This window comes from Streptomyces sp. CBMA152, assembly GCF_014596475.1.
Lineage (GTDB): Bacteria > Actinomycetota > Actinomycetes > Streptomycetales > Streptomycetaceae > Streptomyces.
The window spans coordinates 302,984-316,540 of sequence record NZ_MECJ01000029.1 but is presented as its reverse complement, the minus strand read 5'-3'; the positions used below and the strand labels follow the sequence as shown (position 1 = coordinate 316,540).

At 70.3% G+C, this 13,557-nt stretch carries 13 protein-coding genes; 6 read left to right on the top strand and 7 right to left on the bottom strand.

Annotation, left to right across the window (positions count from 1 at the left end; genetic code table 11):
- Window positions 1-301 precede the first annotated feature (301 nt).
- The 3 genes from BG418_RS28480 (at window position 302) to BG418_RS28470 (ending at window position 3,611) form a co-directional block, all read left to right on the top strand.
- Window positions 302-844, top strand: coding sequence for a DoxX family protein (locus BG418_RS28480; protein ID WP_188276858.1), 543 nt, complete (start codon window positions 302-304; stop codon window positions 842-844).
- A 3-nt stretch (window positions 845-847) separates the two neighbouring features.
- The gene (locus BG418_RS28475; RefSeq protein WP_188276857.1) at window positions 848-2,278 is read left to right on the top strand and encodes a phosphatase PAP2 family protein; all 1,431 of its coding nucleotides are present in this window, start codon (window positions 848-850) and stop codon (window positions 2,276-2,278) included.
- Between the two features lie 73 nt (window positions 2,279-2,351).
- Window positions 2,352-3,611: a beta-propeller fold lactonase family protein gene (locus BG418_RS28470; protein ID WP_188276856.1), complete on the top strand. Its 1,260-nt coding sequence runs from the start codon at window positions 2,352-2,354 to the stop codon at window positions 3,609-3,611.
- Window positions 3,612-3,734: 123 nt separating this feature from the next.
- Here BG418_RS28470 and BG418_RS28465 read toward each other — a convergent pair whose 3' ends face one another.
- A complete protein-coding gene (locus BG418_RS28465; RefSeq protein WP_188277255.1) occupies window positions 3,735-4,610 on the bottom strand; it encodes a sigma-70 family RNA polymerase sigma factor in 876 nt (291 codons plus the stop codon).
- Window positions 4,611-4,742: 132 nt separating this feature from the next.
- Between BG418_RS28465 and BG418_RS28460 the strand changes: the two genes are divergently transcribed.
- The 3 genes from BG418_RS28460 (at window position 4,743) to BG418_RS28450 (ending at window position 7,080) form a co-directional block, all read left to right on the top strand.
- The gene (locus tag BG418_RS28460; protein WP_317453788.1) at window positions 4,743-5,174 is read left to right on the top strand and encodes a hypothetical protein; all 432 of its coding nucleotides are present in this window, start codon (window positions 4,743-4,745) and stop codon (window positions 5,172-5,174) included.
- A 25-nt stretch (window positions 5,175-5,199) separates the two neighbouring features.
- Window positions 5,200-5,457 (top strand): hypothetical protein, encoded by a 258-nt coding sequence (locus BG418_RS28455; protein WP_188276855.1) that lies wholly within the window; start codon window positions 5,200-5,202, stop codon window positions 5,455-5,457.
- Window positions 5,458-5,610: 153 nt separating this feature from the next.
- The gene (locus BG418_RS28450) at window positions 5,611-7,080 is read left to right on the top strand and encodes a heme peroxidase family protein (RefSeq protein ID WP_188276854.1); all 1,470 of its coding nucleotides are present in this window, start codon (window positions 5,611-5,613) and stop codon (window positions 7,078-7,080) included.
- 72 nt (window positions 7,081-7,152) lie between these two features.
- Here BG418_RS28450 and BG418_RS28445 read toward each other — a convergent pair whose 3' ends face one another.
- The 6 genes from BG418_RS28445 to BG418_RS28420 all read right to left on the bottom strand — a co-directional run bounded on the left by BG418_RS28445 (window position 7,153) and on the right by BG418_RS28420 (window position 13,377).
- Complete coding sequence (locus BG418_RS28445; protein ID WP_188276853.1) at window positions 7,153-7,599, bottom strand: heat shock protein transcriptional repressor HspR; 447 nt, start codon at window positions 7,597-7,599, stop codon at window positions 7,153-7,155.
- Between the two features lie 2 nt (window positions 7,600-7,601).
- On the bottom strand, window positions 7,602-8,789 hold the full coding sequence (gene dnaJ / locus BG418_RS28440; protein ID WP_188276852.1) for a molecular chaperone DnaJ: 1,188 nt from the start codon (window positions 8,787-8,789) through the stop codon (window positions 7,602-7,604).
- A 30-nt stretch (window positions 8,790-8,819) separates the two neighbouring features.
- Complete coding sequence (grpE, locus tag BG418_RS28435; RefSeq protein WP_188276851.1) at window positions 8,820-9,467, bottom strand: nucleotide exchange factor GrpE; 648 nt, start codon at window positions 9,465-9,467, stop codon at window positions 8,820-8,822.
- On the bottom strand, window positions 9,467-11,323 hold the full coding sequence (gene dnaK, locus BG418_RS28430; protein ID WP_188276850.1) for a molecular chaperone DnaK: 1,857 nt from the start codon (window positions 11,321-11,323) through the stop codon (window positions 9,467-9,469). The genes grpE and dnaK overlap by 1 nt, the downstream gene beginning before the upstream one ends.
- Before the next feature lie 249 nt (window positions 11,324-11,572).
- Complete coding sequence (locus BG418_RS28425; protein WP_188276849.1) at window positions 11,573-12,355, bottom strand: FkbM family methyltransferase; 783 nt, start codon at window positions 12,353-12,355, stop codon at window positions 11,573-11,575.
- Window positions 12,352-13,377 carry an MraY family glycosyltransferase gene (locus BG418_RS28420; protein ID WP_188276848.1) on the bottom strand — a complete coding sequence of 342 codons (1,026 nt, stop codon included), beginning with the start codon at window positions 13,375-13,377 and terminating at the stop codon, window positions 12,352-12,354. Before BG418_RS28420 ends, BG418_RS28425 begins: the two co-directional genes overlap by 4 nt.
- Window positions 13,378-13,557: the final 180 nt, after the last annotated feature.

Below are 13,557 nucleotides of genomic sequence, written 5' to 3'. Positions count from 1 at the left end.
GCACCGGCCCAAATGCCCCCGGCGAAAGACGAGTTGCGGATTCGGCGACCCTGGATCACACTTGATGCAGCGGCAGAGCTGCGCCCATCACCCGGGCGACAGATCTGCCGCTTTGCGTTACCCGTAAGATCGCCTTCCGTATTCTGAATTTCGCGGTCCGCTCAACCCAACCTCGGAAAGCCGCAGTTGCACGCCCTGGCGCGTTAGCCACCCCGCCATCTCTCACACCGTCGACGCCACCTCGTCCGTTGACTACCTTTGCGCTCCCCTTCGGCCAATTCGCGCCACGAGGAGCGACAACATGGCAGGAACGGACCGCATAGAAGACCGAATTCACCGCTGGCTGGTGCGCCACAGCATTTCCGTACTTCGACTCAGCATGGGCGCGGTACTTCTCGGATTCGGGATTCTCAAATACTTCCCGGACCTGAGCCCCGCCCAGGGGCTCGTCGTCGCGACCCTGCACCGGCTCACCCTCGGGCTCGTACCGCACCTCGTCCCCGCCACCGTCGCCATGGACTGCGTCGCGACGCTGGAGTGCGTGATCGGGGTGCTGCTGCTCGTCGGGCGGTGGATGCGCCCGACCGTGGCGCTGCTCCTGGTCCATCTCGTCGGCATCCTCACCCCCGTCGTGCTGCTGCCGGGGCGGATGTTCGGCGGCCCGCACCACATGCCCACGCTCGAAGGCCAGTACGTCCTGAAGGACGTGGTCCTGCTCGCCGCCGGTCTGGTCATCGCGACCACGGTCCGCGGCAGCGCTCTGACTGTCCGTCAGCAATCTCTGGACGGCAGCCCCGCCGACGTCACCACCAGCACGTCGGGGGGTATCGCGAAAGGAACATAACCAGTGGATCAGATCCTGTACTGGAACGCGGTCGCCCTGGAGGCCGACCGCACGACCCACACCACGGGCGCCCCCTCCGAGGGCAACTCGCGGGGTCCGTGCGGTGCCTCCCGGGCGCTGGCGATCTCGCATCTCGCGATGCACGACGCCTACTACGGCATCCACCCCGGCCACGACTGCTACCTGGGCTCCTCGCTGCCCCAGGCCCCGGTCGGCGCCTCCTCCGACGCGGCGATCGCCGCCGCCGCGCACTCGGCCCTGAACGCGCTGTACCCGGCGCAGAAGGACTTCTTCAACGACCGGCACCGCGCGGCCGGACTCGTCGGCGGCCAGGCCACCGACGACGGCCACGCCTTCGGCCTCAAGGTCGCGGGCGCCCTGCTGGCACTGCGCGCCAAGGACCCCGGCCTCGGCGACGACGGGTACGTCTACTCGGTCGCCCGCGAGCACCACCGCGCGGACCCGGCCGACCCCGGCCAGACCCCCTACGCCGCCTTCTACGGCGCCCACTCCCACCTCTTCGCGGCCACCGCGCGCCACCACCTCGACGCCCCGCCGCGGCCCGGCAGCCCGCTCCACAGCGCGGGCCTGCGCCAGGTGCGCGCCAAGGGCATCGCCCCGCATCTGATGGGCACGCTCCCCGCCGAGCTCCAGGCCACCCGCCGTACCCAGAACGAGACGGCCACCGGCATGTTCTGGGCGTACGACGGGGTCAAGGGCCTGGGCACGCCGCCCCGGCTCTACAACACGATCATCCGCAAGGTCGCGGCCGCCCAGGGCAACGACACCGGCCAGAACGCGCGGCTGTTCGCGCTGGTCAACGCGGCCATGGCGGACGCGGGCATCCTCGCCTGGTTCGACAAGTACTACTACGACCTGTGGCGCCCGGTGGTCGGCGTGCGCGAGCACGACCTCTCCGGCGGCCCGGCCGGGACCGGCGTCGAGGCGCTCGGCCCGGACGCCGACCCCGAGTGGCTGCCGCTCGGCGCGCCCAGCACCAACAACCCGGGCGGCAAGGTGAACAGGACGCCCCCGTTCCCCTCCTACCCGTCCGGCCACGCCACCTTCGGCGCGGCCGCCTTCCAGTCGGTGCGGCACTTCTACCACCAGGGCGCGTACGTCCCCGACAACCTGGCCGCCGGTCTGGAATTCGTCTCCGACGAACTCGACGGCGTGAACAGCGGCCCCGACGGCATCGTGCGGACCCGGGTCGTCCGCTCCTTCCCCGGCGGACTGTGGGAAATGATCAAGGAGAACAGCATCAGCCGCGTATTCCTGGGCGTGCACTGGAATTACGACGGCTGGACGCCGGACGCGGCCGGCGAAATGGACCTCACCCACAAGATCGGTGGCGTCCGCCTCGGCCTCGACATAGCGAACGACATCGCCTCGCACGGCCTGCGCGCGTCGCACGCGGCGGGCCCGGCCGTATAAGGCCGTCGTGAATCTCGCGAATTTCCTGCATCGCGTGAACCGCACAACTCCCCACCAGGAAAGGGAAATTACTGTGGACACCAATGTGACTGCTGATGCGGTGACGGAGCTCGGATCCGGTCACCCCGGCGACGACCCGACCACGGCCCCGCCCCGGCGCGGCGGCTTCGTGTACGTCATGAGCAACCAGGAGACCGGGAACTCGGTGACGGTCTTCGCCCGGGACATCTACGGCAACCTGACCAGGAAGGGCACGTACCCGACCGGCGGGCTCGGCGCCGGCCGCAGCTATGACCTGGAGGACGCGTCCGACCCGCTGGTCTCGCAGGGGTCCCTGATCATCAGCGACGACAAGCGGTTCCTGTTCGGCGTCGACGCGGGCAGCAACGAGGTCTCCTCGCTGGCCATCGAGGGCGAGCGGCTGCGCCACATCAGCCGGGTGCCGTCCGGCGGAGTGCGCCCGGTCAGCCTGACCGTGCACGGCAATCTGCTGTACGTGGCCAACTCCGGCGACGGCGCCGTCTCCGGCTTCACCATCGGCGACTACGGCCAGCTCACCCCCATCGACGGCTCCCTGCAGTATCTGGTGGGCGGCGCCACAGCGGGCCCCTCGCAGATCTCCTTCACGCCCGACGGCACCCAGCTGGTCGCCACCGAGCGCCAGACCAACGTCATCGACGTCTTCCCCGTCGACGCCTACGGCCGGGCCGGCGCCCCCGTACGCAACGACTCGCACGGCCCCGCGCCCTTCACCGCCACCTTCCACGGCGAGTTCCTGCTCGTGACCGAGGTGGTCGGGGGCCACAACTTCCTCGGCTCGATGTCCACGTACCGGGTCAACCGGGACGGCACCCTCCAGGTGATCAGCGGCTCGGTCGACACGACCGAGGCGACCACCTGCTGGACGGCCAACAGCGTCCTGGACCCGAGCGTGATCTACGCGGCGAGCGCCCAGAGCGGCAGCATCGCCGGGTTCCGCATCAGCGACACCGGCGAGCTCACGCTCTTCCCGCCGGACGGCCACATGGCCATCTCCCGCGACCAGCACGCCACCCAGGACATGGCGATCACCGAGGACGGCCTCTACCTGTACGTGATCGTCGCCGGCTTCGACGAGAAGATCGCCGACCCCCGCCTCCCCAACTACACCGAGGGCACCCCGTACAGCAACAAGATGTCGATCGCGGCCTGGCGCATCGAGGCGAGCGGCGGCCTGACGCCCCTGCGCGGCTTCGGAGTCCAGGACGACCCGCCGCGCGTGGTGAGCCAGGGCGTACTGGCCCCGAGCGCGGGCGGTTTGGCCCCGGGTTCGGAGGGCCTGGTGGCGATCTGATGCCCGCGCTCTTTTAGGGGCGCGGGGAACTGCGCGACCAGCCACGCACGGTCCGCAGACGAAAGGTGTTGGCCCACGGCCGTCCCGCGAACGCCGACCGTGGGCCGCACCTGCCCGTACGGGCTACTCCGCCAGGACCGCCAGGTCCAGCCGCCGCAACCGATCCGGGTCCGCGCGAAGCGAGATCTCGGAGATCCGACCGTCCACCAACGTGAACCCGATGACAACCTTGAGGCACCCGGAAGGCGCCCACACCGCCCCCACCGACCCCTCCACCAACGCCAGTTGCGCGTAATGCGCACGCCCCTTGAACGTCCCGGCCACGGCAAGCGCACCCCGCACCTCGCCCAGCGCCCCGACCTCGACCGTCGCCCGGTCGGCCCGGACCACGACATCCGGGTCGAGGAGTTCGAGCAACGCGTCGAAGTCCCCCGCCCGCGACGCCGCGAAGAACGCGTCCACAACCTCCCGCTGCCGAGCCAGATCCGCATCCGGCACCGGCGCGGACTCCTGCACCCGCCGCCGAGCCCGACTGGCCAACTGCCGGGTGGCCACGGTCGAGCGCCCCACCACCGGCGCGATCTCGTCGAACGGCACCATGAACATGTCGTGCAGCACGAACGCGATCCGCTCGGCGGGCGCCAGCGTGTTGAGCACGACGAGCATCGCAAGGCCGACCGAGTCGACCAGCAGCACCTCGTGCTCGGGGTCGCCCGGCTCCTCGTACCCCGTGGCAGGGGGCGGCACCGGCTCGTCGTACAGCAGCTCGCGCCGTGAGTCGCGCGAGCGCAGCATGTCCAGGCAGACCCGTCCGACGACGGTGGTCAGCCAGCCGCCGAGGTTCTTGACCTCGCTCACATCGGTGCGGCTGAGCCGCAGCCACGCTTCCTGAACGGCGTCGTCCGCCTCGCTCAGCGAGCCGAGGATCCGGTAGGCGACGGCCCGCAGGTGGGTGCGGTTGGCCTCGAACCGCTCGGCCAGTCGTTCGCCCTCGTCCACTTCCACGTTCACGGTCACTATTCCCTGCCTCACCCGAAGAGGTGACACCGACTGTATCGGCTGCGCTGCCCCACGGGTACGCCGCCTTTCCTCTCAACTCCGTTACGGATCAGGTCATTTCATGGAGGTCCCATGGCCGCATCCCCTATCACTCCCGTCACGCGGGTCAACGCGGCCCGCGCCCAGCGTCTCGAAGCGCTCGGCCGCGCCTGGGCCTTCGAACTGGGCGGTGAGGTCTTCGAACTGCCGCAGGAGTTCACCCGCGACACCGCGCACAAGCTGCGCGCGCTCGGCGGCGACGACCCGTACGCCTCGCTGCGGATCCTCCTCGGCGAGACGCAGTCCCGCCGCTTCGACCGCCACCGCGCCTCCGCGTGCGACGTCGAGGCGATCTGGGCGTCCTACGGCCGCGACACCGGGCTCGGCCTGGGGGAAGGCTGCGCCTCGGTGTGTACGTCGACGACAACGCCGAGGCGCTGGAAGCGGCGCTGCTGCGCCACTACGGCGTCGACCTCCTGGACTGGTACCGGGGCAGGCTCTCGTCCCGCCGCCTCGCCGTCCTGATCAGGCACCTACCTAGGGAGGCATCGTGGTGAGCAGCGGCCAGGCCGAAGGAGTGGCCATCGAACTGGAACGGCTGCGGCGCGCGGTGGAGGTCGGATTCGCCACCACCCGGGGCGACTTGGCGCTCCTCCTCCAGCGCGCCGACCAGACCGACAAGACCCTGGGCGAGCACGACGACCGGCTCGACGCCCTGGAGCGCGGCCGCTGGCCGCTGCCCGCGATCGCCGCGCTCACGTCGTGCGCCGCGCTCGCGGTGAGCATCTGGCAGGGCACGGGGCGCTAGGCGCGCGGCTGGAGGTGCCGATATTCGTCTGCGGACCGTGCTGGCTTGCTCGCGCAGTTCCCCGCGCCCCTTGATGGGCCCTTCGGGCCCTCCTCAGGGGCGCGGGGCACCCCCTAACACCCTTACCAACGAACCCACTTGAGGAGCTGCCCCATGTCCGCGTCCCACGGCACCACCCCCTGCGGCCGCCCCAACCCCAACGCGACCAGCGGTGACTTCGGCCGGATGTTCCCGCATCTCGCGCCGCGCAAGGCGACCGGTCTGCCGCTGGCGCTGAAGTACGGCGCGCCGGGCGGGATCGCCGACGGCGGGCCGACCTCCGACGGGCAGCTCTCCCAGGAGATCCCGGCGGGCTTCACCTTCCTCGGCCAGTTCATCGACCACGACCTGACCATGGACATCCTGTCGGTACTCGGCGGACGTTTCGAGCCCGGCGACATCACCGACTTCCGCACCCCGCGCCTGGACATGGACTCCGTGTACGGCGCCGGCCCGGTCGTCAGCCGTCATCTCTACGACGGGTCGCCGCAGGGGAAGTTGGCGATCAATCCCAACGGGGTGGACTTCGCCCGTATCGACGGCGACGTGGCCCGTATCGGCGACCCGCGCAACGACGAGAACATGCTGCTCGCGCAGTTGCACCTACAGATGATCAAGTTCCACAACCACGTCACGGATCTGCTCGCCCAGGGCACGATCACCGACGCCTTCGGCCGCCGGCTGCCACCCAAGCCCGCCGATGAGCCGCCGACGCAGCAGCCCGGTGCGACCCTGGACCAGTTGCTCGACGTCGACAACTACTACGAGGCCCTGTACGCCTCGGCCCGGCAGCTGGTGCAATGGCACTACCAGTGGATCATCCTCCACGAGTTCCTGCCGCACTTCCTGGACCCGGCGACCCTGCGCGACATCGTCGACAACGGGCCGCGCTTCTTCGACCCCGGCGAGAAGCCGTTCATGCCGATCGAGTTCTCGGCGGCGGGCTTCCGCGCCTTCCACTCCACGATCCGCTCGAACTACCGCATCAACGAGAGGTTCTCCGGCAAGCTCTTCCCCGACGACCCGGACGCGCCCGCGTTCCCGCGCACCGATCTGCGCGGCGGCCCGGTGCTGCCCGAGCACGCGATCGACTGGCGGTTCTTCTTCGAGGTGTCGCGCTCGTTCCGGCCGCAGACCACCCGCCGTATCCAGGGCTCGATCAACACGCAGCTGCTCGACCTGCCGGTGAGCGCGGTGCCGGGCGCGAAGCCCGGTGCGCTGGCCCGCCCGGTGGCCTCGCTCGCAGTACGGAACCTGCTGCGCAGCGAGGCGCTCGGGCTGCCGTCCGGCCAGGACATCGCGCGTGCCATCGGCGATGTGCCGCTGAGCGACGCCGAGTTGGGTACCGGCGAGCCCATGTACCTCTGGTACTACATCCTCAAGGAGGCCGAAGTCCGCAACCGGGGGCGCCATTTCGGCCCGGTCGGCAGCCGGATCATCGGCGAGACCATCGTCGGTCTGCTGCGGGCCACCCCGTCCTCGTACCACCAGGTCTACCCCACCTGGCAGCCCACGCTCGGCGAGACGCCGGGCCGGTTCGAGATGGCCGACCTGCTGTATCTGGCGGGCGCGCTCAAGGACTGAGAGCCGTACGAGAACAGCGGCCCGCTCCCCTTGCCGGGGTGCGGGCCGCTGTGTCGTTTCTGCGTACTGGCGTCAATCCGTCGGCCGCTTGGGCCGCCAGACCACCAGCGCGCTGGTCTGCTGCACATCCTGGTACGGGACCAGATCGCGCCGGTACGACGCGTGGACCTGGGCCTCGCGCTGCCGCATCGCGGCCGCCGCCCCGTCCACCGCCGACGAGAGCTCGGCGACGCGCTGCTGGAGCGCGGCCACCTGGTTCTCCAGCTCGATGATGCGCTTGATGCCGGCCAGGTTGATGCCCTCGTCCTGCGACAACTGCTGCACCGTACGGAGCAGTTCGATGTCACGGGCCGAGTAGCGCCGACCGCGCCCGGCCGTGCGGTCGGGCGAGACCAGGCCGAGGCGGTCGTACTGCCGCAGAGTCTGCGGGTGCAGACCGGAGAGCTGAGCGGCGACCGAGATGACGTACACCGGCGATTCGTCGGTCAGTTCGTACGGATTGCGTCGTCGGCCGTCCATGCTCATGCTCCCTTCGCGGCCTGGAACAGTTCTGCCCGCGGATCGTCGTCCGCAGTGGCCTCACGGAACGCTTCCAGAGCCTCGCGCGCCTTGCCGTCCACATCCTTGGGCACCACGACCTCCACGGTGACCAGGAGATCGCCGCGCGAGCCGTCCTTGCGGACCGCGCCCTTGCCGCGCGCCCGCATCGTACGGCCGTTGGGCGTCCCGGCGGGCAGCTTCAGCGTGACCGGAGGTCCGCCGAGCGTGGGCACCTTCACCTCGCCGCCGAGCGCCGCCTCCGTGAAGGTGACGGGCACGGTGATGGTGAGGTTGTCGTCGCGGCGGCCGAAGACCGGGTGGCTGTCGACGTGCACGACCACATACAGGTCGCCCGCCGGGCCCCCGCGCTCGCCCGCCGCGCCCTTGCCGCGCAGCCGGATCCGCTGGCCGTCGAAGACGCCCGCCGGGATCCTGACCTGCATGGTCCGGGACGACTTGGCCCGCCCGCTGCCCTTGCAGACGTCGCACGGGTTCTCCGCGATCAGGCCGCGGCCCTTGCAGTCCACGCACGGGTCGGTGAGCGAGAAGCCGCCGCCGGTGCCGCGCGAGACCTGGCCGGTGCCGACGCAGGTCGGGCACACCCGGGGCGTGCCGTTCTTGTCGCCGGTGCCCGAACACGCCTTGCACGGGGCCTGGCTGGAGAGCCGGATCGGGACCGTGGCCCCGTCGACCGCCTCGGTGAAGCTGAGCGTCACCTCGGACTCCAGGTCCTGGCCGCGCCTCGGCTGCGTCCGGGTGCCCGTGGTGGAGCCGCCCCGGTTGAACAGGCCGCCGAACACGTCGCCGAGCCCGCCGCCGAAGCCACCTGCGCCACCACCGCCGCCCCCGGCCTGGGTGCCCCCGAAGAGGTCGCCCAGGTCGAAGTTGAAGGTGCCGCCGCCGGCGCCCGGACCGGCCCGGAAGCCGCCGTTGCCGAACAGCGCGCGGGCCTCGTCGTACTCCTTGCGCTTCTTCGGGTCGCCGAGGATGTCGTTGGCCTCGGAGATCTCCTTGAAGCGCTCCTCCGCCTTGGCGTCACCCTTGTTGGCGTCCGGGTGGAACTCGCGCGCCAGCTTGCGGTACGCCTTCTTGATCTCGGCCTCGGTGGCGTCCTTGGGGACGCCGAGAACCTTGTAGTAGTCCTTCTCGACGAAGTCCTTCGTGCTCATCGACGTCCCTCCTTCCGGACGATCCCTGCGTCAGCCCTTCTCGGGGCCACCGCTCTCCTCGTCTGCCGACTTCTCTTCCTTGCCGTCCTTCGCCGCGCCCGGCTGGGGCTCGGCGACGGCGACCCGCGCGGGGCGGATGGTGCGCTCGCCGATCCGGTAGCCCGGCTGCAGGATCGCCACGCAGGTCGTCTCGGTGACGTCCGGCGCGTACGAGTGCATCAGGGCCTCGTGGATCGTCGGGTCGAAGGGCTCGCCCTCCTTGCCGAACTGCTGGAGGCCCATCTTCGCGGCGACCGTCTCCAGCGACTCGGCCACCGACTTGAAGCCGCCGACCAGCTCGCCGTGCTCGCGCGCCCGGCCGATGTCGTCGAGCACGGGCAGCAGCTCGGTCAGGAGGCCCGCGATCGCGATCTCCTTGACCGTGACCCGGTCCCGCTCGACCCGGCGACGGTAGTTCTGGTACTCGGCCTGCAGTCGCTGGAGGTCCGCGGTGCGCTCACCGAGCGCCGTCTGGGCCTGGTCCAGCTGGGCCTGCAGGGCGATCTCCTTGGCCGCGTCCCCGGCCGGGGCCGCCTTCCCCTCCTTGGTGGAGGAGTCGGCGGCCTTCGGCTCGGCGTCTTCCTGTGCGCCGGAGGGGACGTCGGGCTTCTCCTCGAAACCCGGGGTCTCCTCCGTCATCAGGCGGCGCCGCCCTTCGTGTCGTGCGGCTTCTCGTCGTCGACGATCTCGGCGTCGACGACGTCGTCCTCGGGCTTGGCCTGCTGGGCGCCCTCGGCACCGGGAGCGGCACCCTGGGCGGCCTGCGCGTCCGCGTACAGGGCCTGGCCGAGCTTCTGGGAGACGGCCGCGAGCTTCTCGGTCGCGGTACGGATCTCCGCGGTGTCCTCGCCCTTGAGCTTGTCCTTCAGCTCGGTGACCGCGGTCTCGACCTCGGTCTTGACGTCACCGGGGACCTTGTCCTCGTTGTCCTTGAGGAACTTCTCGGTCTGGTAGACGAGCTGCTCGCCCTGGTTGCGGGACTCGGCGGCCTCGCGGCGGCGGTGGTCCTCCTCCGCGTACTGCTCGGCCTCCTCGCGCATGCGGTTGACCTCGTCCTTCGGCAGCGAGGAGCCGCCGGTGACGGTCATCTTCTGCTCCTTGCCCGTGCCCAGGTCCTTCGCGGTCACGTGCATGATGCCGTTGGCGTCGATGTCGAAGGCGACCTCGATCTGCGGGACGCCACGCGGGGCCGGCGGCAGACCGGTCAGCTCGAACATGCCGAGCTTCTTGTTGTACGCCGCGATCTCGCGCTCGCCCTGGTAGACCTGGATCTGGACGGACGGCTGGTTGTCCTCGGCCGTCGTGAAGATCTCGGAGCGCTTCGTCGGAATCGTGGTGTTCCGCTCGATGAGCTTGGTCATGATGCCGCCCTTGGTCTCGATACCAAGCGACAGCGGGGTCACGTCGAGGAGCAGGACGTCCTTGACCTCACCCTTGAGGACACCGGCCTGCAGCGCGGCGCCGATGGCGACGACCTCGTCCGGGTTGACGCCCTTGTTGGCGTCCTTGCCACCGGTCAGCTCGCGCACGAGCTCGGCGACGGCCGGCATACGGGTGGAGCCACCGACGAGAACGACGTGGTCGATCTCGGAGAGCTGGATGCCCGCGTCCTTGATGACGTTGTGGAACGGGTGCTTGCAGCGCTCAAGGAGGTCGGCGGTCAGCTGCTGGAACTGAGCGCGCGTCAGCTTCTCGTCCAGGTGCAGCGGGCCCTCGGCCGACGCCGTGATGTACGGCAGGTTGATCGAGGTCTCGGTGGACGAGGACAGCTCGATCTTCGCCTTCTCGGCGGCCTCGCGCAGGCGCTGGAGCGCCATCTTGTCCTTGGAGAGGTCCACGCCGTGGCCGGAGTGGAACTGCTTCACCAGGTAGTCGACGACGCGCTGGTCCCAGTCGTCACCACCGAGGTGGTTGTCACCGTTGGTGGCCTTCACCTCGACGACGCCGTCACCGATCTCCAGGAGCGACACGTCGAAGGTGCCGCCACCGAGGTCGAAGACGAGAATGGTCTGGTCGTCCTTGTCGAGACCGTAGGCCAGGGCGGCGGCGGTCGGCTCGTTGACAATACGCAGGACGTTGAGGCCCGCGATCTCACCGGCCTCCTTGGTCGCCTGACGCTCGGAGTCGTTGAAGTACGCCGGGACGGTGATGACCGCGTCGGTCACCTTCTCGCCCAGGTACGCCTCGGCGTCGCGCTTCAGCTTCTGCAGGATGAAGGCGCTCATCTGCTGCGGGTTGAAGGTCTTGCCGTCGAGGTCGATCTTCCAGTCGGTGCCCATGTGGCGCTTGACCGAGCGGATGGTCCGGTCGACGTTGGTGACGGCCTGCCGCTTGGCGACCTCACCGACGAGGACCTCGCCGTTCTTGGCGAAGGCGACGACGGACGGCGTGGTCCTGGCGCCTTCGGCGTTGGTGATGACGGTGGGCTCGCCGCCTTCGAGAACGCTGACGACGGAGTTAGTCGTGCCCAGGTCGATGCCGACCGCACGTGCCATTTTGATTCCTCCAACTGACATCTTGAGTGGAACTGACTCAAGGATGCCTCATCCGTCCCGGCCGGTCAACAGAGCTGAGTCGGCCCGACTCAACTTTTATGTGCGGCTTACGTGTGCGGGTCTTTGACCTGCGGCTCTTCGGGTGCGGGTGGGTGGGGGCTTGCCCCTAGGAGGGCCCGAAGGGCCCATTTAAGGGGCGCGGGGAACTGCGCGAGCAGCCCCCACCGAGCCGCAGACGAACAAGAAGCGTCACTCGGCGTGTGCGACCTGGGCCGGGATCTGTTCGTCGGGGTGCGGGGTGTCCTCCCGCAGCAGCACCAGCTCGCACGACAGGAGTCGACCGTCGCGCGGGTCCGCGAGCCCCGGCCGCATCGACATCAGCGAGAGTCCAAGCTCCTCGCGCGCGTGCGCCAGTACGTCATCGAACCCCGCACCACCCTCGTACAACGGCACCAGCGAAGCCCCCACCTGAAGCCCGACGATCTCATCGGCAAAAGCACCCGCCCCCCGCAGCACCTCCCGCTCGTACCCCTGCACGGCCAGCCGCAGAAACACCCGCTCGCCCGGGGCGGTCACGCGCTCCCACACCTCGTCGAGCCGGTGCGCGTCGACACACCGCGTACCCGTGTACGCGGTGTGCGGCGCGGCCGACCGATGCCGGTCCAGCATCGGCAGCGCCGACGTACTCACGCCCGCGTCACCCGCGATGTTCAGCATCAGCGGCCCGGTGCGCGAGCCGAGCGCGTACGGCAACACGGACCAGCACGGGTCCTCGGCAGCACGCAGCCGCAGCTCCGCACGCGGCTCGCGCAGCGGCTCGAAGGAGACGATCCGGCCCTCGTACCCGCAGCGCCGCAGCATCGTCCCGTACGCACCCGAGTACGCGCCGACGTCGAGCACGAGGTCGATCTCGTACCGCCGCAACAGCCGCACCAGACGCGGCCCGTCGTCGGCACCGAGCTGGCCGGAACCGGCGGCGCGGCCGAGGCGGCGCACGGCCGACAGAGCGCGGGGAAGCGGGGGAAACGTCACGCCGGAGCTCCTTCGGCCGCCGCCTCGCGGGCGGATTCGGTACGCGGACCCGGCGCCTCGTCCCCGTACACCGGGATCCGCAGCAGCGCCACCACCGCGACCGCCGCACCGAGCGCGAGCGGCAGGACGGCGGGCGGCGCGAGGCGGCCATCGTGGACGAGCAGCGCGGTCAGCGTCCCGGCGAACGCGGCGAGCCCGAGGACGACGGCCGTCCCCTGCACGGTCAGGCCACTGCGACGCAGCCGGTGCGCGATGTGGTCGGCCGCCCCCTCGGTCGCGGCCCGCCCGGCGCGCCGCCGCGAGACCAGCACCAGGACCGCGTCGGCGAGGACGACGGCGGTGAAGGCGAACAGCGAGGCGGTCGCGCGCGCCGGATCCGCCTCGGTGTGGACGAGCACGGCCGCACAGGCCAGTACGAACCCGGTGAAGAGCGAGCCGCAGTGGCCGAGGGCGATCCGCGCGGGGTGCCAGTTGTGCAGCAGGAACCCGGTGAGGGAGGCCGCGAGCACGCTGAGCAGCAGCGCGAGCCCCGGCAGGTTGTCGGAGATCGCGCAGATGGCGAGCCCCAGCGCGGTCACCGCGGCCACCGTCCCCATCGCCCCGTCGGAGGCGTCCAGGAGGCTGAAGGCGTTGGTGACCAGGACGATCCAGAGCACCGCGAGCGCGCCCGGCCCCGGCGAGAGCCCCGACGCCACGGCGACCACCACGGTCGCGGCGGCCGTCTGCACCCCGATCCGCACCCGCGCCCCGAGCGGCCGCAGATCCCCCGCGAGCCCGAGCAGCGCGACCGCGCCGCCCGCCGAGATCACCGGCCCGACCCCCTCGCCGAACCCCACGAGCCCGAGCGCGGGCCCGGCCCCGACGGCGGCGAGCGTGCCCACCGCGACCGCGATCCCGCCGTGGCGCGGGACATGGGCCAGGGAGCGGGGAGTACGGCGGCGGCGCAGGGCGAAACGGAGGAATCCGGCCAGTGAGGCCGTGCAGAACAGGGCGGCGACGGCGGCCGTGAGCCCGGAGATCATGCGCACCAAGTTAGATTGTTATGTCCGTGTATGGGCTGAATAACACGATGGACATTTCAAAACAGCCGGACGGCTCGCAGGCACCGCACGGACGCCGCATCCCACCCCATGCCGGACCATGGTCACTGAGGTCGGCCTGAGCGACACAGATCACCGCGTGCGCGGCTACAGTGCGGCCGC